The organism is Mesorhizobium sp. USDA 3734 (assembly GCF_056279665.1).
In genome coordinates, this window is the sequence record NZ_JBWCCW010000001.1 from 2,670,266 (window position 1) to 2,696,734 (window position 26,469).

At 62.4% G+C, this 26,469-nt stretch carries 25 protein-coding genes; 12 read left to right on the forward strand and 13 right to left on the reverse strand.

Annotated features, from left to right (window positions below; translation table 11 throughout):
* Positions 1-22 precede the first annotated feature (22 nt).
* Positions 23-1,171 (reverse strand): helix-turn-helix transcriptional regulator, encoded by a 1,149-nt coding sequence (locus ACZ89F_RS12755; protein ID WP_476092223.1) that lies wholly within the window; start codon positions 1,169-1,171, stop codon positions 23-25.
* Positions 1,172-1,412: 241 nt separating this feature from the next.
* Here ACZ89F_RS12755 and ACZ89F_RS12760 point away from each other — a divergent pair, with 241 nt between their 5' ends.
* Complete coding sequence (locus ACZ89F_RS12760; protein ID WP_476092224.1) at positions 1,413-1,841, forward strand: hypothetical protein; 429 nt, start codon at positions 1,413-1,415, stop codon at positions 1,839-1,841.
* A gap of 141 nt (positions 1,842-1,982) precedes the next feature.
* On the opposite strand, the gene ACZ89F_RS12765 is transcribed toward ACZ89F_RS12760, so the two are convergent.
* The 7 genes from ACZ89F_RS12765 to ACZ89F_RS12795 form a co-directional block, all read right to left on the reverse strand.
* Positions 1,983-2,774 carry a molybdopterin-binding protein gene (locus ACZ89F_RS12765; RefSeq protein WP_476092225.1) on the reverse strand — a complete coding sequence of 264 codons (792 nt, stop codon included), beginning with the start codon at positions 2,772-2,774 and terminating at the stop codon, positions 1,983-1,985.
* A 1-nt stretch (position 2,775) separates the two neighbouring features.
* Entirely contained in the window at positions 2,776-3,657 is an 882-nt protein-coding gene (locus ACZ89F_RS12770) for a cytochrome b/b6 domain-containing protein (protein ID WP_476092226.1), read from the reverse strand.
* A gap of 98 nt (positions 3,658-3,755) precedes the next feature.
* Complete coding sequence (locus tag ACZ89F_RS12775) at positions 3,756-4,433, reverse strand: DUF1345 domain-containing protein (protein ID WP_476092227.1); 678 nt, start codon at positions 4,431-4,433, stop codon at positions 3,756-3,758.
* Between the two features lie 31 nt (positions 4,434-4,464).
* Complete coding sequence (locus ACZ89F_RS12780) at positions 4,465-4,932, reverse strand: YaiI/YqxD family protein (RefSeq protein ID WP_109671498.1); 468 nt, start codon at positions 4,930-4,932, stop codon at positions 4,465-4,467.
* A gap of 64 nt (positions 4,933-4,996) precedes the next feature.
* Positions 4,997-5,566, reverse strand: a complete 570-nt coding sequence (gfa, locus tag ACZ89F_RS12785) for an S-(hydroxymethyl)glutathione synthase (RefSeq protein WP_476092228.1) — start codon at positions 5,564-5,566, stop codon at positions 4,997-4,999.
* Positions 5,567-5,633: 67 nt separating this feature from the next.
* A complete protein-coding gene (locus ACZ89F_RS12790; RefSeq protein ID WP_476092229.1) occupies positions 5,634-6,761 on the reverse strand; it encodes an S-(hydroxymethyl)glutathione dehydrogenase/class III alcohol dehydrogenase in 1,128 nt (375 codons plus the stop codon).
* Between the two features lie 96 nt (positions 6,762-6,857).
* Complete coding sequence (locus ACZ89F_RS12795) at positions 6,858-7,637, reverse strand: hypothetical protein (RefSeq protein ID WP_476092230.1); 780 nt, start codon at positions 7,635-7,637, stop codon at positions 6,858-6,860.
* Positions 7,638-7,824: 187 nt separating this feature from the next.
* Here ACZ89F_RS12795 and ACZ89F_RS12800 point away from each other — a divergent pair, with 187 nt between their 5' ends.
* A complete protein-coding gene (locus ACZ89F_RS12800; protein ID WP_476092231.1) occupies positions 7,825-9,837 on the forward strand; it encodes an acetyl-CoA carboxylase biotin carboxylase subunit in 2,013 nt (670 codons plus the stop codon).
* A 52-nt stretch (positions 9,838-9,889) separates the two neighbouring features.
* Here the strand turns inward: ACZ89F_RS12800 and ACZ89F_RS12805 are convergent, their stop codons facing one another.
* The gene (locus ACZ89F_RS12805; RefSeq protein ID WP_476092232.1) at positions 9,890-10,321 is read right to left on the reverse strand and encodes a hypothetical protein; all 432 of its coding nucleotides are present in this window, start codon (positions 10,319-10,321) and stop codon (positions 9,890-9,892) included.
* A 284-nt stretch (positions 10,322-10,605) separates the two neighbouring features.
* Between ACZ89F_RS12805 and dnaE the strand changes: the two genes are divergently transcribed.
* From dnaE to ACZ89F_RS12825, 4 genes are all read left to right on the forward strand, one after another.
* Positions 10,606-14,133 carry a DNA polymerase III subunit alpha gene (gene dnaE / locus ACZ89F_RS12810; protein ID WP_476092233.1) on the forward strand — a complete coding sequence of 1,176 codons (3,528 nt, stop codon included), beginning with the start codon at positions 10,606-10,608 and terminating at the stop codon, positions 14,131-14,133.
* 153 nt (positions 14,134-14,286) lie between these two features.
* Positions 14,287-14,664, forward strand: a complete 378-nt coding sequence (locus ACZ89F_RS12815; RefSeq protein WP_476092234.1) for a bleomycin resistance protein — start codon at positions 14,287-14,289, stop codon at positions 14,662-14,664.
* A gap of 169 nt (positions 14,665-14,833) precedes the next feature.
* A complete protein-coding gene (locus tag ACZ89F_RS12820) occupies positions 14,834-15,232 on the forward strand; it encodes a nuclear transport factor 2 family protein (RefSeq protein WP_476092235.1) in 399 nt (132 codons plus the stop codon).
* A gap of 57 nt (positions 15,233-15,289) precedes the next feature.
* Positions 15,290-16,093 (forward strand): potassium channel family protein, encoded by an 804-nt coding sequence (locus ACZ89F_RS12825; RefSeq protein WP_476092236.1) that lies wholly within the window; start codon positions 15,290-15,292, stop codon positions 16,091-16,093.
* A 14-nt stretch (positions 16,094-16,107) separates the two neighbouring features.
* Here ACZ89F_RS12825 and ACZ89F_RS12830 read toward each other — a convergent pair whose 3' ends face one another.
* Complete coding sequence (locus ACZ89F_RS12830; protein ID WP_476092237.1) at positions 16,108-16,989, reverse strand: DMT family transporter; 882 nt, start codon at positions 16,987-16,989, stop codon at positions 16,108-16,110.
* A 202-nt stretch (positions 16,990-17,191) separates the two neighbouring features.
* Here ACZ89F_RS12830 and ACZ89F_RS12835 point away from each other — a divergent pair, with 202 nt between their 5' ends.
* Positions 17,192-17,698, forward strand: coding sequence for a hypothetical protein (locus ACZ89F_RS12835; protein ID WP_476092238.1), 507 nt, complete (start codon positions 17,192-17,194; stop codon positions 17,696-17,698).
* 4 nt (positions 17,699-17,702) lie between these two features.
* On the opposite strand, the gene ACZ89F_RS12840 is transcribed toward ACZ89F_RS12835, so the two are convergent.
* Entirely contained in the window at positions 17,703-19,031 is a 1,329-nt protein-coding gene (locus ACZ89F_RS12840; RefSeq protein WP_476092239.1) for a DNA polymerase IV, read from the reverse strand.
* Positions 19,032-19,096: 65 nt separating this feature from the next.
* Between ACZ89F_RS12840 and ACZ89F_RS12845 the strand changes: the two genes are divergently transcribed.
* Positions 19,097-19,672, forward strand: a complete 576-nt coding sequence (locus tag ACZ89F_RS12845; RefSeq protein ID WP_056582153.1) for a GNAT family N-acetyltransferase — start codon at positions 19,097-19,099, stop codon at positions 19,670-19,672.
* 107 nt (positions 19,673-19,779) lie between these two features.
* Positions 19,780-21,330, forward strand: a complete 1,551-nt coding sequence (locus tag ACZ89F_RS12850) for a hypothetical protein (RefSeq protein WP_476092240.1) — start codon at positions 19,780-19,782, stop codon at positions 21,328-21,330.
* Between the two features lie 12 nt (positions 21,331-21,342).
* Here ACZ89F_RS12850 and ACZ89F_RS12855 read toward each other — a convergent pair whose 3' ends face one another.
* Both ACZ89F_RS12855 and ACZ89F_RS12860 read right to left on the reverse strand, forming a co-directional pair.
* A complete protein-coding gene (locus ACZ89F_RS12855) occupies positions 21,343-21,996 on the reverse strand; it encodes a hypothetical protein (RefSeq protein WP_476092241.1) in 654 nt (217 codons plus the stop codon).
* Complete coding sequence (locus ACZ89F_RS12860) at positions 21,993-22,292, reverse strand: DUF3572 domain-containing protein (protein WP_136620600.1); 300 nt, start codon at positions 22,290-22,292, stop codon at positions 21,993-21,995. The genes ACZ89F_RS12855 and ACZ89F_RS12860 overlap by 4 nt, the downstream gene beginning before the upstream one ends.
* Before the next feature lie 259 nt (positions 22,293-22,551).
* On the opposite strand from ACZ89F_RS12860, the gene ACZ89F_RS12865 reads away from it, so the two are divergent.
* The 3 genes from ACZ89F_RS12865 (at position 22,552) to ACZ89F_RS12875 (ending at position 26,358) form a co-directional block, all read left to right on the forward strand.
* Positions 22,552-22,908, forward strand: a complete 357-nt coding sequence (locus ACZ89F_RS12865; protein WP_276325614.1) for a response regulator — start codon at positions 22,552-22,554, stop codon at positions 22,906-22,908.
* 33 nt (positions 22,909-22,941) lie between these two features.
* Positions 22,942-24,315: a PleD family two-component system response regulator gene (locus ACZ89F_RS12870; RefSeq protein WP_109671486.1), complete on the forward strand. Its 1,374-nt coding sequence runs from the start codon at positions 22,942-22,944 to the stop codon at positions 24,313-24,315.
* Positions 24,316-24,858: 543 nt separating this feature from the next.
* Complete coding sequence (locus tag ACZ89F_RS12875) at positions 24,859-26,358, forward strand: FAD-dependent monooxygenase (protein ID WP_476092242.1); 1,500 nt, start codon at positions 24,859-24,861, stop codon at positions 26,356-26,358.
* The last annotated feature ends 111 nt before the right edge of the window (positions 26,359-26,469 follow it).

Here is a 26,469-nt window from a genome sequence, read left to right on the forward strand (position 1 = left end):
GCGGTTGCGCTTGCCCTGAGGGCTAGCCGCTTCCGCCGCGGTGGTCGGTGAGATCGCGCAGGGCCATGCTGACCAGCCTCACCAGCTCCGATTGCCGGCGCACGCCGGTTCGGCTGTAGGCTGCCTTGAGGTGATAGCGGACGGTGTTCATCGAGATGCCGGTCCGGTCGGCATAGGCTTGCAGATCTTGGTTGGCGGCAATCGCCGCAACGAGCTGCGCGGTGCCTTTCGGCAAGCCGAAAAGCGCGCCGATCGTCTGCGCGTCCGACTGTGCCTCGAGCAGCGGGTCATGGAGGATGAACATGACGCCGCGTGGCCGCGATCTTGTGGTGTCGACGCCATGATCGAGGAAGAATGGCGCAACCATGACGCCGTACGACGGCTTGCCAGCCGCGCGGGCTGCCCGCATGACGCCTCCAGGGCCGCCTGAGCGGACATCGTTCTCGAGTTCGGCGAGCCTGTTGTTGGCGGCACGGCTCAAGGCGAAAAGCCGGCCGCCACGGTCAATAGACAGACCGTCATTGGCGCTGGCGATCTTGCGAGCCGCGGCGTTGACGAACAGGCTGCGCCCGTACTCGTCGAGCGCCACGACGCCGGCCGCCAGCCGGTCACATATTTCGGACATGGCGCCGGCGGCGCCTTCGAGTTCAAGAAAGCTGCGGCGAAGCTGCAGCGCTCGCGCCAGATGCGGCATCAGCGCTTCGAGCCTGGCTATGTCGTCGTCGTCGAAGGGCTTGCGATCGCGCGGCCGCTGCAGGCCGATCATGGCGAAACGTGCTTTGGTCGATGCGAGCGTGCCGCCGAGGCATTCCTCCAGCCCCAATGGCCGGAAGAACTCGTTGAAGAAAACGCCAGGTTTGCGCGTCTCTTCCGGAAGCAGGCGATAGGTCGGCATGGCGGTGCCAGCGGGCACGGCCATGAACGCTCTTGGCGCGGGGTCCAATGTCGCGAAATCGCGTTGATAGCGATCCATGACCTCGCCCTTGAAAAGCCCGACCGACGCTTGCGCCGACACTTGCGGCCGCGCCGCGTCGAAATCCAGCAAAATGGCCGTGGCGACGTCGAACAGGCCGCCGAGAAGATCAAGCGAGGCGTCAAATTCTGCCCGGTCACGCACCCCAAGATAGAGGGCGTCGAGAAACCGCGCCTCGCGCTTCTGCATCAAGGTCAAGCCCGCCCCCCGGCTTCCGGCAGCGGCGCACGATCAGCGCACGCAGCATGCCCGAAATAAAATCTGCCTGAATACCCCGGCCCATCGTCCCCGACTGAGGGCAGCTTGTCAAACGGTGGTTGGCGGAGGCCAGAACGGATGCCGGATGAAAAGCACCTGCCGCCTACCTGTTTGGGTAGGGTTCTCCCCTGGTGAAACTGCTTTCCTGCTGGACGGGACGTCCACTCAGGGAGAACAACACATGACCGCATTTCGTAAGATGCTTGCTCTTGCATTTGCCGCCGGCCTTGGCTCGACAACGCTGGCCTTCGCCGGCGGGATGACGCCGGAGAAACAGGCCGATGCGCGCACCAAGGTCGAAACCGCCGTGGCGCTGGCCAACATCGCCAAGGCCGACAAGGATGGCGAGGCCATGCTCGTCGCCGCCAGAATGCTGGCCGAGGCCGGGCCGGTGGCCGAGCAGGGCGCCAAGATGAAGGATGGCAAACCGACGCTCATGGACACCGGCAAGATGGCCAAGATGGCCAAGGAAATGGGCGCGGATGCCAAGAAGGCCGATGCTCTCGCCACCATGGCCACGTCGAACGGTGAAACGGCGCGCAGCGACGGCTACTGGTACTACAGCTGCGATTCCTACAACAATTGTCAGTGGATCTACGCCGGCTATTGAGCGGGGGCCGGGGGCTCAATCTCTTGTGAGCATCGGATTTATCCGAAAACCGCTACATGGTTTTCGGTCCGGTGCTCTGGCCAGGCGTAATTGATCGGCCCGTTGCCTCCAACGGGCCGATCATCGTTTGCGGTTTGCGGTTCAGATTCCGCCATACCAGTCGTAGCCATTGTCTTCCCAATAGCCGCCCCTGCCGCCGCCGATAGTGGCAAAGCCGTCGACGAGTTCGATCTTGTAGAGATATTTCGGCATCTTGTAGCCGAGCTGGCGCTCGACGCGGACACGCAGCGGCGCGCCGTTCTCGACCGGCAGCGGCTTGCCGTTCAGGCCATAGGCGAGGATCGTCTGCGGGTGACGGGCATCGATCAGGTCGATGGTGCCGTAATATTTGATGTCGCCGGACAGGCTGCGGTCGATCGTGTCGAGGCAGTGGAACATGACGTAGCGCGCCTGCGGCTTGACCACCGCCTGGTCCAGCACCAGCGACAGCGGCGTGCCGGTCCATTTGGCGATGCAGCTCCAGCCTTCGACGCAGTCATGGCGGGTGATCTGGGTGCGGCTCGGCATGTTCTGAAGCTGCTCGCGGCTGAGCGACAGCGGCTTCTCGACCAGGCCTGAAACCTCCAGTCGCCAGTCGGCGAAATTGTTGGCGAGCAGGCCCTTGTAGGTGTCGTCGTCCGGCGCCGTCACACCGTTCGGCCGCTGCGGCTGGCGGATGTCGGCTTCGGTGAATTCCGGTGCGAGTGCGTCGCGGCCGGCGAGCAGCCGCTGTGCGCGGTATGTCAGGCCATTGGCGTTTTCGAGGAAACTGCGCAAGCCGCCGCCGACGCTTAGCTGGCTGTCGAAAGCGTCGCAGCCCGACAGCATGATGCCGGAGGCGCCGAGGCTGGCACCGGTCAGGAATTTGCGGCGGCTTATCTCAAACTTCGCCATGTCACGCACTCCTCTCGGCGGGTTTGTCGTCCTGTGCGGGAGGATCGGTGCGATACCAGCCGGTGATGATCGAGCGCAGTTCGTTGATCGGACCGGCGGCCAGGATCATCAGGATATGGACGATGAAGAAGGCGACCAGCAGCACCATGACGGTGAAATGGATGGTGCGTGCCGTCTGCCGGCCACCGAGCAGATCGTTGAGGAACGGCAGCACGGAATTCATGCTTGGCGACATAGCCAGGCCAGTGATGATCATCAGCGGCAACAGCACGAACAGCACACCGCCATAGGCCATCTTCTGCAGCGTGTTGTATTCGCGCCTGTGGTGGAATTTGAGTTTTGCGTGGTCGATGATGTCCTGCGGCAGCCGCTTGATATCGTCGAGGCGCGGCGCGAGATCGCGCCGCAGATGGCCATTCATGGTGCTGGCGACCAGCCAGACGATCAAGGTCGTGGTCAGTATCCAGGCAAAGAAGAAATGGATGACGCGGGCGGTGCCGAGATCGTAGTAGGACGGGATGGTCGCCCAGGACGGAAAGGCGCGGGACGTCTCCTGGCCTGCCGGCCCCGACCAGCCGAGCACCCCCGTGGTGTCGAAGCGTTTGCCGAAGATTTCAGTGTAGCCGCGTGGCCCGGTGTTGGTGTTCTCGGCGCCGATGGCGAAGATGGTGTTGTTGTAGTCGAAGCCCGACTGCTTGCCGATATAGAGCTGCGGGCGGGCATTGAAGATCTGCAGGCCGGACAGCAGCATGAAGAACAGCGAGATGGCCCAGAGCCAATGCGTCAGCCGCGTCCAGCGCGACTGCCGATAGATCAGCGTCTTTTCGTTCGACGCCGAAGCGCCTGGGCCCGCGGCGGATTGGCTTCTGGCAACGGATTCCATCTTGTCTCGTCTCCTGGCCTTGGCGACCTGGCCTGTGCGTTCATTGTCCTCCTGATACGTCGCGATCCAAACCAATGTTTCATCCGATCACGGATTTATTACGGAGCGCCCAGGCTGACGGCGAGATTGACGGCCGCGGCGACGATGACCGTGTTGAAGAAGAACGACAGGATCGAGTGGACAAGTACGACACAACGCATATGCGTCGTCGAGATGTTGGTGTCGGCGGTCTGCGCCGTCATGCCGATCACCGTCGAGAAGTAGAGGAAATCCCAGCCTTCCGGTCGTTTGTCGCCAGGAAACAGCAGTCCGCCGACCGGCATCTTCTTCTTGGTCTCGGCGTCGATCGCATCGCCGTCCATCCAATAGACATGGGCATAATGGAGCGCTGCCATGGCATGGATTGTGAACCAGCCGAGTGGGATCGACAGCAGCGCGAAGCCAAGCTCGATGGGGTGGGCGCTGTCTTTCTGGTTGATCAACTGAAACAGCGAAAAGGTGGCAACGCCGACGACGACGAGCGTCACGGCGAAGATGACCAGCACCGGCTGGTCGGTGGCGCGCGCATTCTTGCTCAGATACCTGCCGGTGAACTTCGGCATCTGGGCGACGACAAGGATGACGTAGGTAGCAAAGAACGCGTTGGCGCCGATCGAATAGGCGAGCGAGGTATGCAACAGCAACGCCACGACCAGTGCCACAACGCCGAAGCCGAACGATACCGCGAACAGCATGTGGCGCTGCATGGGAGGCTTCATCGGAATTTCGGCAGCCATGGCGGTTCCAACCTTGGATGGCGCTCGGTTTCTATTGCGGTGTGGCGGATTTGAGCGCCCGCCGCAAGATGCGGTCGAGTTCGCCGAGAAACCGTGAGCGGTCCTGCGGGGCGAAGCTGGCATTGTAGCCCTTGCTTTCGCCGGTCTCGCGCAAGTGCTGCTTGAGATCGCGCATCGCCACCGCCATGCCGATCGTTTCCGGCGTGAAGGGGCGCCCGGTCGGTCCAAGCACGTGCGCGCCGAGTGCCACCGCGCGGGCGGCAAGCGGAATGTCCGCGGTGATCACGATGTCGTTGGATTTTGCGTTTTCGACAATCCAGTCGTCGGCGGCGTCGGCGCCCTTGGACACCACGACGTTGCGGATCATCGGGTCGCGGGAGGGGCGCAAGCCACCATTGGAGACGTAGGTGACGACGACGCCATGGCGCTCGGCGACCTTTTCGACCTCGGCCTTGACCGGGCAGGCGTCGGCGTCGACGAGAATGGCGGGTGAGGGCATTGTCTCTCCAGAACGAGCAGGGGCCGGAAACGTGTCCGGCCCCAAACCTGAAATTTCACGACTGTCAGGCCGGCAAGGCACCGGATTTCTTCGCCGTCCAGGTCGCTATATAGTCCATCAGGCCTGGGTTGAGGCAATCATAGGGTTCCAACCCGATCGACTTCAGTTGCGCACGGATGCCGTCCATCCGCTTTGGATCGACGCCGGACTCGATGATCGACGAGACGAAGGCGGTGAAGCCAGGAGGCGACCAGCCGTCTTCCTCGAAGCGCTCGGGATGGATGAAGGACAGGCCCTTGAACGGGTGGTCGCGCTCGACCGGCCCGTGCATGTGGACGCCGCAGCCGGTGCAGGCATGGCGCTGGATCAGCGCTGAGGGGTCGACCACCTTCAGTTTGTCGCCATTCTCGGTGACGGTGACGTCGCCCGTGCCGGCCACGGCAACGACCGAGAAGATCGCGCCTTCGGGCTTCCAGCATTTGGTGCAGCCGCAGGCGTGGTTGTGGGCGATCTGGCCCTTGACCTTCACCTTCACCGGCTTGCTGGTGCAGGCGCAGACCAACGTGCCGCCGGCAAAGCTTGCGCTTTCCCTGGGCAAGCCATTGTCGATTTTCGGGTGCAGTTTCTCCGCCATTCTTTTCTCCTCCCAGTTGTGAACCACAGAGGTCGCAGGCCGGTTGGTCGGCGGCTTGTGGTCTTCCTCAGTAAACGACGACGCTTCGGATCGACTTGCCCTCATGCATGAGGTCAAAACCCTTGTTGATGTCCTCGAGCTTCAGCGTGTGGGTGATCATCGGGTCGATCTGGATCCTGCCGTCCATGTACCAGTCGACGATCTTCGGCACATCGGTGCGGCCGCGCGCGCCGCCGAAGGCGGTGCCCATCCAGGTGCGTCCGGTGACCAGTTGGAACGGCCGCGTCGAGATTTCCTGGCCGGCGCCGGCGACGCCGATGACGACCGACTTGCCCCAGCCGCGATGCGAGGCTTCCAGCGCCTGACGCATGACCTTGGTGCTGCCCGTGCAGTCGAATGTGTAGTCGGCGCCGCCGATCTGGTCGGCGCCGCGCTTGGTCATGTTGACGAGGTGGGGGACGACATCGCCGTCGATCTCCTTCGGATTGACGAAATGCGTCATGCCGAACCGCTCACCCCATTCCTTCTTGTCGTTGTTCAGGTCGACACCGATGATCATGTCGGCGCCGGCAAGTTTCAGGCCCTGGATGACGTTGAGGCCGATGCCACCGAGGCCGAAGACGACAGCGGTCGCGCCTTGTTCGACCTTGGCGGTGTTGATCACGGCACCAATGCCGGTGGTGACGCCGCAGCCGATGTAGCAGATCTTGTCGAAGGGCGCGTCGGGGTTGACCTTGGCCAGCGCGATCTCGGGCAGCACGGTGAAATTGGAGAAGGTCGAGCAGCCCATATAGTGGAAGATCTTGTCCTTGCCGATCGAGAAGCGCGACGAACCATCCGGCATCAGCCCCTGGCCCTGCGTGGCGCGGATCGCCGTGCACAGATTGGTTTTGCGCGACAGGCAGGACGGGCACTGGCGGCATTCGGGCGTGTAGAGCGGGATGACGTGGTCGCCCTTCTTGACCGAGGTGACGCCCTTGCCGACATCGACGACGACGCCAGCGCCCTCATGGCCGAGGATGGCCGGGAACAGGCCTTCGGGATCGGCGCCAGACAGCGTGAATTCGTCGGTGTGGCAGATGCCGGTTGCCTTGATCTCGACCAGCACCTCGCCATCGCGCGGACCCTCAAGGTCGACCTCCATGATCTCCAGCGGCTTTCCGGCGGCGACAGCGACAGCGGCGCGGGTCTTCATGGGTCAGTTCCTCCCAGGCATTCAAGGTTTCAGTTTTTGAATGCATATTCAATGCTGCGATGCGCAGCAAATTGCAATGCCGGGAGCGGCTGTAGACTAATCTTCCATGGGCTGGATGACCGCCTGCGAGGAAGACCCCGAAACGCGGGCGCTTTGCTGGCCTTCCTTGCCCACCGGGTCCGATTGAATTGAAACCGTGTAGATCGAACAGTTTCCATACTGTTCTTTGATAGCGGCGCAATCCTTGTAGATCGCCTGATAGATTTCCGCGCGCTTTTTCCTGGCAGGCCCCGGATCGGTCAACGAGAATCTCACATCGCCATCATCCTGGTATCTGAACGAGATTGTGTTGGCGATCAATTTTTCACTTTTGGCGACGGTCCCGAAATCGCCTTTTTGCACAAACTGGAGGCTAAACCGGATCATTGCCGTTTTGCCTGTCCAGAGGTCGGCGGACGTATCCGATACCCGGCATTTTTCAGCGAATGTCTTCAAGAATTCCTGGCATTCGTCCCGCGCATATTCGAGCGCTGCGATCCGGGCGGCGGATTTCTTGCTCGAAGCGGTGGAGCCTTGAAAGAGACCAGCGTCCAAGACGAGCTGAATGCTGGCCACCCGCAGCCTGTCGAACTCCTTGAAATGCTCGATAGACGACAAGGCGTACCCTTTCTTGGGATTGTAGACATTCTGGTATTTGCCATCCGCGGGCGTATCTTTCGCCTGCCTTGCTGGCTCCTGCCTCATCTGCGGCGCGAAATAGCTGGAAAGCGCGGCATTCAGTCCGATGCCGGCGAAATTGATCAGGATCATATACGCCGGTATCGCCAGAGCGATGCTGATCGCCAGGACTGCTAGCCATTTTGCTATTTTGACCATTGAAGTTCGTCTACCGTCTCTTCTGCGGACCCTGAAATATGCCTATCGCCTGTTCTTTAATTTGTCGGTGTGAAAGTCAGTAGAATTGAACTCGTGAGGGGCCGGACACGCCTCCCGGGCCCGCCCCTTGAGGCGCGCCGAAATTGTCCATAGAACTGGACCGCGTCGCCGGAGGAACGACATCCGCATGTTCACCAAAATCCTGATCGCCAATCGTGGCGAGATTGCCTGCCGCGTCATCAAGACGGCGCGCAAGATGGGCATCGCCACCGTTGCGGTCTATTCCGATGCCGATCGCGATGCCGTGCATGTCGAGATGGCCGACGAGGCGGTGCATATCGGGCCTTCGCCCGCGGCGCAAAGCTATCTCGTCCCGGAAAAGATCATCGCCGCCTGCAAGGAGACCGGCGCTCAGGCCGTGCATCCCGGCTACGGGTTCCTGTCCGAGCGGGCGGCCTTCTGCGAGGCGCTGGAAGCGGAAGGCATCATTTTCATCGGCCCGAAGCCCAGGGCGATCAGGGCGATGGGCGACAAGATCGAATCGAAGAAGTTCGCCAACGCCGCCAAGGTTTCCACTGTGCCCGGCTGGCTCGGCGTCATCGAGAATGCCGACCATGCCGAGAAGATCGCCGGCGAGATCGGCTATCCCGTGATGATCAAGGCTTCCGCCGGCGGCGGCGGCAAGGGCATGCGCATCGCCTGGGATCGGTCGGAAGTGCGCGACGGCTTCGACCGGGCGCGCTCGGAAGCCAAGAGCTCGTTTGGTGACGACCGCGTCTTCATCGAGAAGTTCGTCGTCGATCCGCGCCATATCGAAATCCAGGTGCTGGCCGACGCGCATGCCAACGCGCTCTATCTCGGCGAGCGCGAATGCTCGATCCAGCGCCGCAACCAGAAGGTCGCCGAAGAGGCGCCGTCGCCGTTCCTTGATGCCGAGACACGCAAGGCCATGGGCGAGCAGTCGGTGGCGCTGGCCAGGGCCGTCAACTACCAGAGCGCCGGCACGGTCGAGTTCATCGTCGACAAGGACAAGAACTTCTATTTCCTTGAAATGAATACACGATTGCAGGTCGAGCACCCGGTGACGGAGCTCGTAACCGGCATCGATCTGGTCGAGCAGATGATCCGCGTCGCCGCCGGCGAGAAGCTCGCCATCAAGCAAAGCGACGTCAAGCTGAATGGCTGGGCGGTGGAAAGCCGGCTCTACGCCGAAGACCCGTACCGCAACTTCCTGCCCTCGATCGGCCGGCTGACGCGCTACCGGCCGCCGGAGGAGGGGCAATTCGGCGATGTCGTCATCCGCAACGACACCGGCGTCACCGAAGGCTCCGAAATCTCGATGTTCTACGATCCGATGCTCGCCAAGCTGTGCACCTGGGCGCCGACGCGTATCAAAGCCATCGATGCCATGTCGGAAGCGCTCGACAGCTTTGTCGTCGACGGCATCGAACACAACATTCCGTTCCTGGCTGCCTTGATGCAGCATCCGCGCTGGCGGGAAGGGCAGATATCGACCGCTTTCATATCAGAGGAATATCCTGACGGCTTCGCGCCTGTCGTACCGAACAACGATGAGAAAGCCGTGCTGGCGTCGATCGCGACCGTTGTGGAGTTGCTGCGCCGCGACCGGCTCGACCGGCTGGGCGGGCGGCTGGCGCCCCATTCGGGAGCGCTGAAACGCGACTGGGTGGTGAAGATCGGCGATGATTATCTGTCGGCGTCGATCCTCGAGGGCATGATTTCCATCCCGATGGAAATCGATCTGTCGATCGAGGGCGGCAAGGCGCTGACCGTTAGCTCCGACTGGCGGCCGGGCGACCTGATCTGGCGCGGCAAGGTCGGCCAGCGCAAGGTTACGGCTCAGATCAGGCCGGTTGCCAATGGCTTTCGCATTGCCTGGAAGGGCATGTCGGTGACCGCGCGCGCCATGCTGCCGCGCATCGCCGAGATGGAAAGGCTGATGCCGGAGAAGATAGCGCCGGACACGTCGAACCTGCTGCTTTGCCCAATGCCCGGCCTTGTCGTGTCGATTGCGGTCGTCGAAGGCCAGGAGGTCAAGGCCGGCGAGACGCTGGCGGTGGTCGAGGCGATGAAGATGGAAAACGTGCTGCGCGCCGAACGCGACCTTGTCGTCTCGAAACTCAACGCCAAGCCTGGTGACAGCCTGGCCGTGGATGCGGTGATCATGGAATTCGCCTGATCTTTTGCGCCGCAATCGAGGACGGGCAGGCAGCCGCTCCTCGATCTCGGGGTCAAGCGGGCGCGGCCACCATGCTCTGGTCTGTAATGACGTGGACGCAGGCGCGGCAGGCATCGGCGCCGTGCTGACTGTACCAGCGGCAGGAGCCGCGAATGGCGCAGCTCGGCAGGTTTTCAGCCGGCGCAATCATCTGCTCGGCCATGCCGGTTAGCACCTTTTCGATGACGCCGCAGGAATTGCCGGTCCATTGCCTGCATTTGCCCTCGACGCAACGGCTGGCAAAGCGGAAGCGCGCTTCCGGGGCGCCGGCCTCGCTTGCCTGTTCGACGAATTCGGCGTCGATTTCGAACCGCTTCGGGATCGGCCGCACGATGCCGTCCGGCCCGACCACGCCGATCAGCAGCGCTCCCGCTTCGGCGCGAGCGCTCGGGCAGGACTTTTCGCCCCCATCGACGAGCTTGGGGCTGATTGGAACCGGTTTCATATCTGCCAGAGCGAGCCACATGTTCAGCGCATCATCCCGACAAAACGGCTAGTCATGAGAATTTCCCTGTTGAAAGACGATTTCACAATGGCAGGGTGCGATTGGCGCGCTCCGTCGACCATGAAGCGCTTCACACTGGTCCCGGATCGGCCTGGCGGCCGGCGGTAGGAGGTTTCCGGGTATGGGCAAGGCGCCGGGACCGAGAACGCTGGCAGGTCAAAGCGCGGGAGCCTAGATTAGGGCGGAAAGTCAAGATTCGCGGATCAGATTGAAAGCAGGACCCGGTGGCCGACGAAAAACTTCCCCGCGATCCCCTGAAGCGCGAAGCAGCGATTGCTGCCGCGAGGCCGGAGGCGCCGGCGCGGCCCTTCGTCCATCTGCGCGTGCATTCGGCCTATTCGCTGCTGGAAGGCGCCTTGCAGATCGGCAAGGTGGTGGCTCACGCGGTCAAGGACGAAGCCCCGGCCATTGCCGTCACCGACACCAACAATCTGTTCGGCGCGCTTGAGTTCGCGCAGAAGGCGGTCAAGGACGGTATCCAGCCGATCATCGGTTGCCAGACTGCGCTCGCCTTTTCCGGCGAAAACAGCGATGGCCAGCGCGATCGCAGGCGGCAAGGTCCTGACATGCGGCCGGTCGTCCTGCTTGCCGCGACCGAAGCCGGCTATTCCAATCTGGTCAGGCTGGTCAGCCGCGTCTACCTCGAAACGCCACCCGGCGAGCCGGTGCACCTGACCACCGAAATGATGCAAGGCTATTGTGACGGGCTGATCTGCCTCAGCGGCGGGCCGCGCGGACCGATCGGCATTGCGCTCAAGGAAGATCGCCGCGATCTGGCCGAAGCACGGCTTTTGACCCTCAAGGCGATGTTCGGCGACCGGCTCTATGTCGAGCTCGATCGGGTTTCCGGCTATGATCGCGTGATCGAGAAATCCTCGATCGATCTGGCTTATGCCCATCAATTGCCTCTTGTCGCCACCAACGAGGCGTTCTTCTCGGCTCGCGACGATTATGACGCGCATGACGCGCTGATCGCCATCGCCGAGGGCTCGGTTGTCGCCGCCGACAACCGCCGCCGGCTGTCGCCGGACAATTTCCTGCGCAGCCAGGCCGATATGGCCAGGCTGTTCGCCGACCTGCCGGAAGCGATTGACAACACCGTCGAGATCGCGCTGCGCTGTTCGTACTACCCCAAGAACCGCAACCCGATCCTGCCGCGCTTCACCGGCGGCGATGTCGCCGACAATGACGCGGCCGTGCAGGCGGAAGCCGACGAGCTGGCCCGCCAGGCGCATGAGGGGCTCGACGCGCGGCTGGCCGCGCACGGCCCGACGCCCGGCTACACGGTCGAGCAATATCGCGAGCGGTTGAATTTCGAGCTCGGTATCATCACCAAGATGAAGTTTCCCGGCTACTTCCTGATCGTTGCCGACTTCATCAAATGGGCCAAGGCACAGGGCATTCCGGTCGGGCCGGGCCGCGGCTCGGGCGCTGGCTCGCTGGTCGCCTATTCGACGACCATCACCGATATCGATCCGCTGCGTTTTTCGCTGCTGTTCGAGCGCTTCCTCAATCCAGACCGCGTGTCGATGCCCGACTTCGACATCGACTTCTGCCAGGATCGGCGTGAGGAGGTCATCCGCTACGTCCAGCAGAAATACGGTCGCGACCAGGTCGGCCAGATCATCACCTTCGGTACGCTGCAGGCGCGCGCCGTGCTGCGCGATGTCGGCCGTGTGCTGCAGATGCCCTACGGCCAGGTCGACAAGCTCTCCAAGATGGTGCCGCAGAATCCGGCCAATCCGGTCAAGCTTGCCGACGCCATCGCCAACGAGCCGCGCTTTGCCGAAGAGGCCGAGAGGGAGCCGATCGTCCAGACGCTGCTCGACATGGCGCAGAAGCTGGAAGGCCTTTACCGCCATGCCTCGACCCACGCCGCCGGCATCGTCATCGGCGACCGGCCGCTGTCGGAACTGGTGCCGATGTACCGCGATCCGCGCTCGGACATGCCGGTCACCCAGTTCAACATGAAATATGTCGAGCAGGCCGGACTGGTGAAGTTCGACTTCCTCGGCCTGAAGACGCTGACCGTGCTGGAGACGGCGGTCAAGCTGATCCGCCGGCGCGGCATCGAGATCGACCTGGCGACGATCCCGCTCGACGACCCCGACACCTATGCCATGCTGTCGCGCGGCGAGGTGGTCGGCGTGTTCCAGGTGGAAAGTGCCGGCATGCGCAAGGCGCTGATCGGCATGCGGCCCGACTGCATCGAGGACATCATCGCGCTGGTCGCGCTGTACCGGCCGGGGCCGATGGAGAACATCCCGACCTACAACGCCAGAAAGCATGGCGAGGAGGAGATGGCGTCGATCCATCCCAAGATCGACCATCTGGTGAAGGAGACGCAAGGCGTCATCGTCTACCAGGAACAGGTGATGCAGATCGCGCAGGAGCTTGCCGGCTACTCGCTCGGCGAAGCCGACCTTCTGCGCCGCGCCATGGGCAAGAAGATCCGCGCCGAGATGGACAAGCAGCGCGAGCGCTTCGTCTCCGGCGCGGTCGAGCGAGGCGTCGGCAAGCCGCAAGCCGACTTTATTTTCGACCTGCTGGCCAAGTTCGCCGACTATGGTTTCAACAAGTCGCACGCCGCGGCTTACGCGGTGGTTTCGTACCAGACCGCCTATCTCAAGGCGCATTATCCGGTCGAGTTCCTGGCGGCATCGATGACGCTCGACATGGGCAACACCGACAAGCTCGCCGACTTCCGCCAGGATGCGTTGCGTCTCGGCATAGAGGTTCTGGCGCCGTCGGTGATATCGAGCTTCCGTCCCTTCGAGGTCGGTGAGAACCGCATCTATTATTCGTTGGCCGCACTCAAGGGCGTCGGCGACGCGGCGGTCGAGCACATCGTTGCCCAGCGCGGCGAAAAACCGTTCAAGAACCTCGCTGATTTCTGCGAGCGGGTCGATCCCAAGATCGTCGGCAAGCGCGTCTTCGAAAGCCTGATCATGGCCGGCGCGCTCGACTGCTTCGGCCATGATCGCGCGTCGATGATGGCGGGCGTGGAGCGCATGATGGGGCTGGCGTCGCTGGCGCAGCAGAATGCGGTTTCCGGCCAGCACGACATCTTCGGCGCCTCGCTCGGCGCCCAGTCGCAGGCGCTCAATCTGCCGGCGACGGAGCCATGGCTCGCCGCCGACCGGCTGCACCGCGAATTCCAGGTGGTCGGCTTCTATCTCTCGGCGCACCCGCTCGACGAGTACAAGGCGGCGCTGCAGAAGATGCGGGTGCAGACGTGGGCCGAGTTTTCGGCGGCCGTCAAGCGCGGTGCCGCCGCCGGACGTCTGGCCGGCACGGTGACATCCAAGCAGGAGCGCAAGACGCGCACCGGCAACAAGATGGGCGTTATCGCCTTTTCCGATACGTCCGGCCAGTACGAAGCCGTGCTGTTTTCGGAAGGACTGGCGCAGTATCGCGATCTGCTCGAGGCCGGCCGCTCCGTCGTTATCACCGTTGCCGCCGAGGACAGGCCGGAAGGCGTCAATTTGCGCATCAACTCGGTACAGTCGCTGGAGGATGAGGCAAGCCGCATCCAGAAGGCGCTGCGCATTTTTGTGCGCAACGCCGCGCCGATCAACACACTGGCCGGCCAATTGGCCGTCAGGGGCGAGGGCCAGGTCAGCTTCGTGCTGATCAAGGAAGAAGGCGAGGGGGAAATCGAGATCGAGCTGCCCAACCGCTACCGGATTTCGCCACAGATCGCCTCGGCGATGCGCGCGGTGCCGGGCGTCGTGGAAGTGGAACTGGTATAGGCTGTTCAGGTGAACTCGTTTACCGGCACGCAAAACCGTCTATAACTTTGATCCCGTGGGCACCGTCTCATCGAACCGATAATCAGAAACCGGAACTGCTGATATGGCACCGTCCATGCAGCAGAGGCGGCTTCCAAAATCTTCGAGGTTACGATGAACGACGCAAGCTCCGTCCGTTTCGGCCGTATCGCCGCCATGCTGCCTGTCCGCGACATGCAAAAGGCCACCGCCTTCTATTGTGGCGTGCTCGGCTTTTCCAAGACATTCGAGAATGGCGATCCGGTCGGCTTCATGATCCTGAAACGTGACGACGCCGAACTGCATCTGACTTTGCAGAAGGATCACCGCGCGGCGCACTTCAATGTCGCGCACATGATGGTCGAGAATGTCGACGCCTTGCACGATGTCTGCAAGGCGCACGGCCTTCGCATCGTCAAAGGCTTGCGCGACCACGATTACGGTTTGCGTGCTTTCGTCTTCGAGGACCCGGACGGCAATCGGATAGATGTCGGCCAGCACATCGCGGATTGAGTTCGCGCTAGGCCTGGCATCCTGTCTGATAGGGCCAGGGTGCGAGCTGCGGTTGAAGTTGTTGTGGCTTGAACCACATGCATCGAGCACGCTCGAAAGAAATTCGCCGTTTCAACCCCCCAATCAGCGCCTCGGCGGTGCGGCCGCGGCCAGACAGGAATGCGCCATCATGCCCAGCCGCGAACGCGTGGAAACCTTCCTCAAGGAAGTGGTTGAAGGCAGCCACGTCACGGCGATCGCCGACTTCTACCATGACGATGCGACCATGCAGGAGAATCTCGGCGTTCCGCGTCAGGGCAGGGAGGCGCTGATGGCACGCGAGCAATCGGTTCTGGAAAGGATCCAGAAGATGCATACGCATCCGGTCCGGATTTTCCTGGTCGACGGCGACAACGTCGCCATCCGTTGGACGTTCGACAGGATCGACAAGGACGGCACCGTCCGGCGCCTGGAAGAGGTGGCGCTTCAGCAGTGGCGCGGCGACCGCATTGCCAAGGAGCAATTCTTCTATGATACGGCCACCGCCTGGGGTCTTGTCGGACACGACGGCACAGTGGTGCAAGGCTGAGGGCTCCCGCAACTCAAGCCACTGGACGGCCTTGGCCGCGGACGCTACGCAATCGTCATGAAAACAGCGGGCAAGGACGGATTGCAGGAAAATTCGGCGATGACGCGGCTACGCAACCGGCTGCGCAAGCTCTATCACGGGCGCACGCCGGCCGCTTTTCGGTTCCAACTGGTGGCTGTCGTCATCGACCTCGCCATCATCGCTTTCTTCATCGCGACGCCCGTTCTCCAGGACAAGCCGTCATTCCTTTGGCTCGACTATTCGGCGGCTGCTCTCGTCGCCGCGGACCTGGCCGCGCGGCTGCTCGCCTCCAACGACATGCTGCGGCTGATGAAGCAGCCGACATCGTGGGTCGATGTCTTCATCCTGCTGACGTTGCTGATGCCGACGGCTTTCGCTAATCTCGCTTTCCTGCGCATTTTGCGGCTGTGGTCGCTGTCGCGCAGCGGTTCGCTCTGGCGGCATCTGGAGATGCGGGGCCTGCGACCGTGGCGAGAGGCGAGCCACGCGGTCATCAACCTTTTGACCTTCCTGTTCGTCATCACCGGCTTTGTCTACACGTTCTTCTTCCGCACCGGTGCCGGCCTGGAAAACTATATCGACGCGCTTTATTTCACCGTCGCCACGGTAACGACGACAGGCTTCGGCGACATCGTGTTGCCGGGCATAGCCGGCAAGCTGACGGCAATCGTCACCATGATCATCGGCATATCGCTGTTCGTCAGGCTGGCGCAGGCGATCTTCCGGCCGGCCAAGGTGTTCTTTCCCTGTCCGCAGTGCGGCCTACAGCGGCATGAGCCGGATGCCGTGCATTGCAAGGCCTGCGGCCATCTTCTCAACATACCCGATGAGGGGAACTGACCTCTGCGGCGGGGTTACGACGCCGCCACTTCAGCCGGCTTTGTCGGCCTGCGCTGAAGGTTGAGCAGATTGCCCATCAGGATCAGCAGCGCACCGCCGGCGGTGAAGGCGTCGATCTGTTCGCTATAGAGCAGCCAGCCGATCAGCGCTGACAGCGGCACGCGCAGGAAATCCATCGGCGAGACGATGGTCGCGTCGGCATAGCCAAGCGCCCGGGCCATGCAGAAATGCGACGACATGCCGGTGAAGGCGATCAGCACGATCCATGGCCAAAGCTCCAGCGGTGGGTTGCGCCACGTATAGAGCGCCGGCACGAGGCCGACCACCGACTGGATGATCAGCATCCAGAAGATGATGCGCACGACGCTGTCCGTCCGCGTCAACGACTTGACCATGACCACCGAGATGCCGAAGCAGGCCGCGGCACCGAGCACGACGAGATGGCCCGGATCGAGTGATCCAACACCGGGGCGCACGATGATCACCACGCCGATCAACCCCAGCACGATCGCTGCAAGCCTAGGCCGGGAGAGCCTTTCGCCGAGAAAAACCACCGCCAGGATAGCCGTCCAGATCGGTGTGGTGAATTCGATCGAGATCAGCACGGCCAGCGGGATCAGCGTCAAGGCGTAGAGCCAGGCCGCCTGGCCGGAATAGTGGATGATGTTGCGGGCAATATGGGCGACGGGGCGCTGCGTGCGCATGGCGGGAAAGCCGCCGCTCATCATCACCAGTGGCAGAAGGATGAAAAAGCCGATCACCGAGCGCAGTTCCAGCACCTGGAAGACATTGAGCTCGGCTGTCGTGGCGCGGCCGGCGACCGACATCGCCAGGAACGAGGCAATCGACAGCGCCATCCAGAACGCGGCCTTTGGAATCGAGGGGGTGGGTGCCATCCGCGCTATGTCGCAGGCCAGGGCTTCTCCCGCAATCGCTAGTTGTTGCCTTCTTCTGGGCCAGTCGCAAAGGCTGGATGCTTCAAAACAGTCATGTGGTGAGCGGAACCTGACACGGCAAAACGCGTTAAGTCCCGGTATTCAGCCGTGCATTGTGTTGCAGGCAGTCCTGCCTTTTCAAAAATTGACGAGGAGAGCTTCGATGAGACTACTCGCACAATTCGCGCTTACTGGCGCTCTGTTGGTTGCGGCAGGCGCGGTGCATGCTGACGAAACCAAATTTCTCCAGTCGTTCAAGGGTAATTTCGCCGGCAAAGGCACTGTCCAGGTGACCACGGATGTGCCGAACGTTGGCGTATCTTGCAGCTTCAAGTCGAATGCGACCTCAACCTCGCTTTCGCTGGACGGCAATTGTCGTGGTCTCGTTGTGGTGTCGCGGGCCATCAGTGCCAATCTGAAGGTCACGGGCGCGAAATACAGCGGCACCTATGTCGGCTCTCGTACCGGGCCGGCGCAACTCAACGGCAGCCGCTCGGGCAATGCGATCAATCTCGGCATCCGCTGGGCCAAGGAGGTCAATGGCGACCGCAAGGCGCAGATGACGGTCGAGAAGAGAGGCGAGAACGGCATCCGGCTGACTGTCACCGACACCGACCCGAAAACCGGCAAGAGCGTGGTGACGAGCCGGATCGATTTGACGCGAACTTGATCGCTCAATCTTCCAGCGGCTCCGGCGGGTGGGCGTCGCGGCCCTTGCCGAACGTATATCCGGTTTCCACTGCTTTGCGACCGAACTTGTCGCGCAAGGCATCGATGGCGCCTTCGGCCATGGCGCGCTTGCGCGACTGGACGTCGACCAGATCGGGCGGGTCGGCCTTGTCGTCGTCCGAGAGGTCGCTGACGCCGATGCCGAGTAGCCGATACTTCGTGCCATCGGTTTCCTTTCGCAGAAGCTCCACTCCGGTCTGAAAGATGCGGTCGGCGAGCCGTGTCGGGTCACCGAGCTGGCGATTGCGCGTGCGCAGCTTGAAACCCTGGGTCTTCAGCTTCAGCACCACGGTACGCCCGGCAATGCCTGACTTTTTCAACCGTGCCGAGACCTTTTCCGAAAGCCCCCTCAGCACCGCGACCAGTTCTTCCAGCGACGCGATGTCGGTGTCGAAGGTGGTTTCGGCCGATACGCTCTTGGCGTCCTGGTCGGGATCGACGCGGCGAACGTCCTCGCCACGCGAAAGATGGTAGAGCCGGTCGCCCATCGTGCCGTAACGGCGCATCAGGTCGCCACGTTCCATTTTCTGAAGCTGGCCGATGGTGCGGATGCCGTCACGCTCCAGCGTGGCGTTGAACGCCTTGCCGACGCCCCAGATCATGGTCACCGGTTGCGCCGCCAGGAAGCCGACCGCCTCGGCTTCGCCGATGACCGAGAAGCCGCGCGGCTTGCGGAAGTCCGACGCTATCTTGGCGAGGAACTTGCAGTAGGACAGGCCGGCCGAAACGGTGATGCCGATCTCCTTCTCGACCGCCAGCGCAAAGCGCGCCAGGACCACCGCCGGTGGCAGGCCGTGCAGCCGTTCGGTGCCGGCGAGGTCGAGAAACGCCTCGTCGATCGAGAGCGGCTCGACCAGCGGCGTCAGCGCCTGCATCATGGCTCGCACCTCGCGGCCGACGCGCACGTATTTTTCCATGTTGGGGCTGATGACGATGGCCTCGGGGCAGGCTTCGAGCGCCTTGAACATCGGCATCGCCGAGCGCACGCCCTGGATGCGGGCGATGTAGCATGCGGTAGAGACGACCCCGCGCTTGCCGCCGCCGATGATCAGCGGCTTGTCCTTGAGCGCCGGATTGTCGCGCTTTTCGATCGCCGCGTAAAAGGCGTCACAATCAATATGGGCCAGATGCAGCCGGTAAAGCTCGGGATGACGCGCAAGCCGGGGGCTGCCGCAGTGCTCGCAGCGGCGCGTCTGGCTGCGCTGAAACGTCAGGCAGTCGCGGCAAAAACCGTGATCTGGATTGTTGACAGGGGCCGCCATCGCTGCGAACATAAAGAGAACAGAGGCAATGGTACGACAGTGCAAGGCCATCGACAAGGCTGGCCTGGGGAGAACGCATGAGCACGACCATAGCGCCGCTTGCGCCTGAGCTTTGGGCGGAATTCGAGGACCTCTTCGGCAAGCAGGGGGCCTGCTACGGCTGTTGGTGCACGCATTTCCGGCTGGCCCCGGCGGTGCGCCGCGAAAGCAGCCGCGAACGCAACAAGGATCACATCAAGGCGCGCATCGAAGCCGGCCCGCCGCCGGGTCTGCTGGCATTCGAGGATGGCCAGGCGGTCGGCTGGATGCAGATCGGACCGCGCGCCGACGTGCCCGAATGGAACAATCAGGGCAGGGGGTCGGCACCGGTCGATCCTGCCGACGCTGCGGATCCGGCCGTCTGGGCAATCTCCTGCTTCTTCATCCGCAGCAAGGCGCGCGGCAGGGGCATCACGCATCGCCTCGTCGAAGGCGGCATCGATTTCGCCCGCCAGAATGGCGCCCGGCTGCTCGAGGCGTGCCCGATAGACCTGTCGCGCGATTCGCGTTCGATCGGCCTGTTCGTTGGCTCGTCGCGGGTCTTCGAGAAGGCTGGTTTCGAGAGGCTTGTGGAACGCAAGGCGGGCCGGCCACTGATGCGGCTCGTGCTTTGATCGAGATTGTCCGCCTGGATGCCTTGTTGATCTCACCTTGCGGTTGCAGCGGTAATTTCATACCAGACGAACGAAGCGTTCCTTGAAGGCCAAAACGGAGAATTCGCGTGGACCGTGCCCTGCCATTCGTGTTCCTTCTTGCGTTGAGTGCACCTGCTTTCGGTCAGACCGTCGACAGCCAGGGTGCGAAGCAATTGTCCGAGGACCTGTCCCGCTATGTCGGCAAGCAGGCGATCGACAAAGGCATCCTGAAGGTTTCGCTCGAAGGCGGCGCCTACAAGATCCTGTTTGATTTCAAGGCACTTGCCGCATCATTCCCGGACCAGAAGCTGCTGAAGCTCGATTTCGCGCCCTATGCCTTGATGGTGAAGCCGCGCAGCGATGGGGCCTGGGATGTCTCGATGGATTTCTCGCAAAGCGCTTCCTTCGAGTTCAATGGGCCGGAGGGGCTGCAAAGCACGCAGTTTTCGATCAAGGACGGCAAGGGCTCGGGCATCTACGATCCCAATCTGGCGGCCTTCACCAGCGGCACCAGCTCAATGGCCAGCATGACCATGGCATCGAAGGATGCCAAGCAGCACATGGAGGCCAGCACCGGGGCCAGCACTGCGACCATTGCCGCGACCAAGTCCGCGACCGGCGGCGTCGATTTCACCACCTCGCAAAAGGTGTCGAGTTTTGTCGAAGCGATCAACTTCGACGATCCGGAGAGCGGGTTGAAATTCCCGGTCACCGTCAGGTCGCCGGAACTGTCGGTCGAAGCCGGCGGCAAGGGCGTGCGGACAAAGCCGTTGCTCGATCTCCTGGCATTTGCCGTGGCCAATGAAAACGAGGTGACGCTGAAGGCCAACCAGGCGCAACTCAAATCGCTTCTGCTCGCCGCCTTGCCGCTTTGGGAACGTGTCGAGGGAACCTACGGCTTCAAGGATTTCGCGGTGGAAAGCCCGGTCGGCAATTTCGGCGCCACCCAGCTCAGCACTGTGTTCGGCACCGACGGCGTCGCCCAGAACGGCAAAATCACCTATGGCATCAAGGCGTCGGGGCTGACCGTGCCGCAGCAGCTTGTGCCGAGCTGGAGTGTCGCGCTGCTGCCCACCGACGTCGACCTGAACTTCGGCGGCGCCAATATCGATCTCGACAGCATGGCGAAGAAGGCGATCGAAGCCTTTGATCTCAATCAGGATCCGCCGCTGTCGGCCGAATTCGGCGAGCAGCTTAAAGCCGACTTCATGGCCAAGACGCCGAAGGTCGTGCTCGGCCACAGCACCGTCAAGAACAAGGACACGGAGATCGCACTGGAAGGTGAGATGACGTTCCCCGGCGAAAAGCCCGAAGGAAACGTGACGGTCGATGTCACCGGCTTCGACAAGCTTGTCGAAGGCCTGCAGGAGGCGGCAAAGTCGGAACCGGAGGTGGCGCAGTATGTGCCTGTCGCCCTGATGGCGAAAGGTTTTGGCAAGACGCTGCCCGATGGCCGGCTGGAATGGGTCATCAATGCCAAGGCCGACGGTTCGGTCGCAGTCAATGGCGTCATGCTGAAGCCCGCCGATCCGGCCGTGGACGACAGCGTCGATGATGGTGACGGCGGGGACGATGATGGTGGAGACGCCAGCGGCGGTAGCGACAATGGCGGGGCAGGGGCGAAACTGAACCCTTAAGGGCTTTGGGCTTTAGAGCCCCAGCGCGCTCGCGATCTTCGGCGCGGCTTCATGCCAGTCCTGGACGACGACGATGTCGTCGGTCACCGGCGGCAGGAACGCGCGCAGCGAATTGTCGGCCATCAAATGGATAAGATGCGCGTCACTGACTGAGTTGCGCACCGACGCCAGATTGTGCGGCTGATCGTCGACGAAGACCACCGGCCTAGCGGCCTTGCCGCGCAGCTTGGCCACTGCTGGTCCCTTGGCCATTTCGGTGGTGAGAAGCGGGTAGCTCAGCCCGAGGGCATCGAGATGGGCGCGACGCACGGCACGGTGTCTGTGCGGCATGGCCGTCAGCAAGATGATTTCCGCGCGGTCGCCGAGCCCTGCCAGGGTTTCTGCAGCGCCGTCCGTAATGCTCTGCCAATCGGCTTGTGCGTCGAAGAAATCGCCCAGAAGTGCCGTGACTTCGGGCTGCTCGATCAGGCGCCCGCTCGCCGTCTCGGCAATGTTGCCGGTCAGACGGAAGGAGGCCAGCGTCAGGCCATAGCCGCGCGCCTTGAGGAAATTCGGAAACGGACGGATAAATTCGAGCACGACGTCGTCGACGTCGAGCACCAGCAGCGGCCGGTCGTCAGCCGCCAGTTCCGCGATCTGGCGCGCGGTTTCGGGATCATCGCTCATGTCGAATGCTCGTGGTTGTCGTCGCCCAGCGGCAGCGCCCGCAAGGCCTTGCCGACGGCGGCCGGCGGCGTGCCGGTTTCCTCGGCAAAGCGCATCAGCGTCGGCTCATGGGCGAGAATGAACTGCAGGACACCGGCCAGAAAACCCGGCTCGCTGGCGGCTTTACGGATAGAATGCGCCTCTATGCCGGTAATTGCGAGAAAGCGCGGCAACAGCTCCGGATCGGAGGCGACGAAGCCCAGGGCCTTCACGGCAATCGATTCCGCTTCTTCACGCATTGACGCTGCGTTTGCCATCACTACCTTCGGTGTGTGGAATGAGTCTCTCCCGCAGTAATGGCAAGAGTTGCTTGCGGCAAGCCATTAGAGCGTGGCGCGCCCTTTGGACGCGCAGGGATGAGGTGGAATTTGCGTTGTTTTCCAGCCGCGGATTTCCGTTTCGTCAATCATATTGCCGTAAAGTGAAGCAGGGTTTGGTGCGTCTGGACATGGGCGCATGACGGTCGCCTTCGAGCGGAAGGACGACCGGGACGGGATATCGATGCCGAAGAAGGTCATGATCGTCGAGGACAACGAGCTCAACATGAAGCTCTTTCGGGACCTCATCGAAGCAAGCGGTTACGAGACCGTGCGCACCCGCAACGGTCTGGAAGCGCTCGATCTGGCGCGCCTGCACAAGCCGGATCTCATCCTGATGGATATCCAGCTGCCTGAAGTGTCGGGCCTGGAGGTGACCAAATGGCTGAAGGAGGACGACGAGCTGCACGTCATCCCGGTCATCGCGGTGACCGCCTTCGCGATGAAGGGCGACGAGGAACGCATCCGCCAGGGTGGCTGCGAGGCCTATATTTCGAAGCCGATCTCGGTGCCGCGTTTTATCGAAACCATCAAATCCTATCTGGGTGATGCGTGATGTACCCTTTCAGCCGAGCCGGAGCCTTGTGAAATGACTGCGCGGATCCTCGTCGTCGACGACATCCCTGCCAATGTGCGGCTGCTGGAAGTCCGGTTGCTGGCCGAATATTTCGAGGTGCTGACCGCCACCAACGGGCCGGATGCGATCGAAACCTGCGAGAACGGCAAGGTCGATGTCGTGCTGCTCGACGTGATGATGCCTGACATGGACGGCTTCGAGGTCTGCCGGCGGCTGAAAAGCGATCCGGCGACATCGCACATTCCGGTGGTGATGATCACCGCGCTCGACCAGGTTTCCGACCGCGTACGCGGGCTCGAGGCCGGCGCCGACGACTTCCTGACCAAGCCGGTCAACGATTTGCAGTTGATGACGCGCGTCAAGAGCCTGGTCCGCCTGAAGTCGCTGACCGACGAGTTGCGGCTGCGCGCCTCGACGACGCGCAACATCGGCATCGAAGAGCTTTTGAGCCGCAATTTCGCGTCCGAGGACACGACACCGAAAGTGCTTTTGATCGACGAGCGCAAATCGTCCGTCGAGCGCATCCAGAAGATGCTGCGCGACCGCGCCGACCTCGATGTCTCCAGCGATCCGCATGCCGGCTTCTTCCAGGCCGCCGAGACGTCCTATGAATGCGTGATGATCTCGACCGCGTTCGCCGATTTCGATCCGCTCAGGCTCTGTTCGCAGTTGCGCTCGCTTGATCGCACCCGCTTCGTGCCGATCATTCTTTTGGCGGAGGAGGGCGAGGAGGAACGCATCATCCGCGGCCTCGAACTCGGCATCAACGACTATCTGATGCGGCCGATCGACCAGCAGGAACTGACGGCACGGCTGCGTACCCAGGTGCGCCGCAAGCGTTACAACGACCAGCTGCGCGCCAGCGTCACCCAGACCATCGAAATGGCGGTGACCGACGGCCTGACCGGGCTGCACAACCGCCGTTATCTCGACAGCCATCTGCAGACGCTGTTCGATCGCGCCGTGGCACGGCGCCGGCCGCTGTCGGTGATGATCACCGACCTCGACCGCTTCAAGGCCATCAACGACGCGCATGGCCATGACGGCGGCGACGAAGTGTTGCGGGAATTTGCACGGCGGCTGCGCAAGAATGTCAGGGGTATCGACCTTGCCTGCCGTTTTGGCGGCGAGGAATTCGTCGTGGTGATGCCGGACACCGAGGGCGCGGTGGCCGAGAAGGTGGCCGAACGCATTCGCGCCGAAATTGCCCAGGCGCCTTTTGCCATCGGCCAGGACGGCAAGACGATCGAAGTCACGGTCAGCGTCGGCGTGTCGTCGGTGCTGAAGGGCGTGGATACGGTGGCGGCGCTGATGAAGCGTGCCGATCTCGCGCTCTACGAAGCCAAGAGCGGCGGCCGCAACCGCGTCGTCGCCAAGGCGGCGTAACCGGTCCAGCCCCGATTATCCAGTCAACCCGACAGGGTTACCCGTTTACCTTAATCCAAGCGATTCGCGAGCTTTGGTTAAGAAACTGTTGATTTTCATAAGCTCTTGCGCAAGTGTGCAGGCCAAGACGAAGCCGGCACGAGGATAGACAGCCGGCTCGATCCCCAGAATACCCCATGATGCTCAGGTCCGCCGCATCTCCTGGGTCCGTGGGGTCGGCCGGCCGGCGCTGGCACATAGTGGCCTCCTCGTACCGCTGCCAAACGCCGACCGGCCCCCTTCTTTCCAATGAGCATCAGAGCTCCGTGCCAAAGCACGGAAGACTCTGCGTTTTGCGTGTGAAAATCCGGATATCGTTATGGAACCGCGACGGCGATGGCCGTTCCGTACGCTGCTACTGCGCGAGAAGCTTGTTCGTGGCAGCCAACGATGAGGAAGGGTACCCCTCCATTTCATACATATGGCGCACAAGGGGCTTGCGGCAAGACCCGGCTCTCCCCGTAAAACCGCGGCCCAGGCCAACGGAAAACGGGAGTGGCGAGAATGGGTGTGATGTTGCCGGCAGACGGATCGCGTCGGGATCATGCAGTGGTGATCGCCGGGGGCGGTCCGACGGGATTGATGCTGGCAGGCGAGCTCGCATTGGCGGGCGTCGGTGTCGCCATCGTCGAGCGGCGCCATAACCAGCAACTGATCGGCTTGCGCGCGGGTGGCTTGCACGCACGCACGATCGAGGTGCTCGATCAGCGCGGAATCGCCGATCGTTTCCTCTCGCAGGGACAGCCATCGCCGTCCGTGGGCTTCCACATGATCCGGTTGGACATCAGCGATTTTCCCACGCGGCACAATTATCTGCTGGCGCTGCGACAAAACCATATCGAGCGGATATTGGCCGACTGGATCAGCGGGTTGCAGGTGCCGATCTATCGCGGACAGGACGTTGCGGGTTTCGCACAGGACGATGGCGGCGTCGATGTGGAGCTGGCCGATGGCCAACGATTGCGGACGCAGTATCTCGTCGGCTGCGACGGAGGACGCAGCGTGATCCGAAAGGCGGCGGGCATCGAGTTCGCTGGACAGGATCCGACGATGAGTTGGATGATTGCCGAGGTCGAGATGGTGCAGGAGCCGGCATGGGGCTTTCGCAGCGACGCCTACGGTATCCATGCGATAGGCAAGATCGAGGAAGGCGGCCGGGTCGGTGTCGTGCTGACCGAGAGGCAACTGACCGTCGGAGGCGAACCGACGTTGCGCGATCTCAGCGAGGCGCTCGTCGCGGTCTACGGCACCGATTACGGGGTCCACAACCCGACCTGGCTCTCCCGGTTCACGGATATGACGCGACAGGCTGCCGCTTATCGCGACAGACGCGTCCTGCTGGCTGGCGACGCCGCGCATGTCCATCCACCGATGGGTGGACAGGGGCTCAATATTGGTGTGCAGGACGCGGTGAATCTTGGATGGAAACTGGCCCAAATGGTCAAGCGGATATCACCGGAAAGCCTTCTAGACAGCTATCACGCCGAGCGTCATCCGATTGCCGAGCGCGTACTGCGCAACGCCATGGCACAGGTTGCGCTTCGTCGCATGGATGCCCGCACCAAGGCATTGAACGATATCTTTACCGAGTTGCTTGGCATGGAAGAGCCTCGCAAACGGATCGCCGCTGAGATGTCCGGCCTGGGTGTCCATTACGACCTAGGGGAGGGGCATCCATTGCTTGGGCGACGAATACCCGACCTCGATCTGGCCACCGCCAACGGGCCGTTGCGGCTCTTCACCCTGCTGCACGACGCGCGGCCGGTGCTCCTCAACCTCGGTGAGCCCGGCAGGCTGGACATCGCGCCCTGGGCCGATCGGGTCAGGCAGATCGACGCCGGGTACGCCGGCGTCTGGGAACTCCCGGTCCTCGGGACGGTCACCGCGCCTGACGCCGTCTTGATCCGGCCCGATGGTTATGTGGCTTGGGTTGGGGTGGGAACCCAACAGGGACTGGTGGATGCGCTGACCACCTGGTTCGGACCGCCCGCTGCCGCGGGTTAGCAGGCACGCTCGAAGCGGGCTCGCGCGAGCGCCTGAAACGCACTGCCTCGCTTCCCTTCGACAGTTCTCCTGACAGCCGATTGACAGGAGCTTCCATCCGTGCAGAAATTG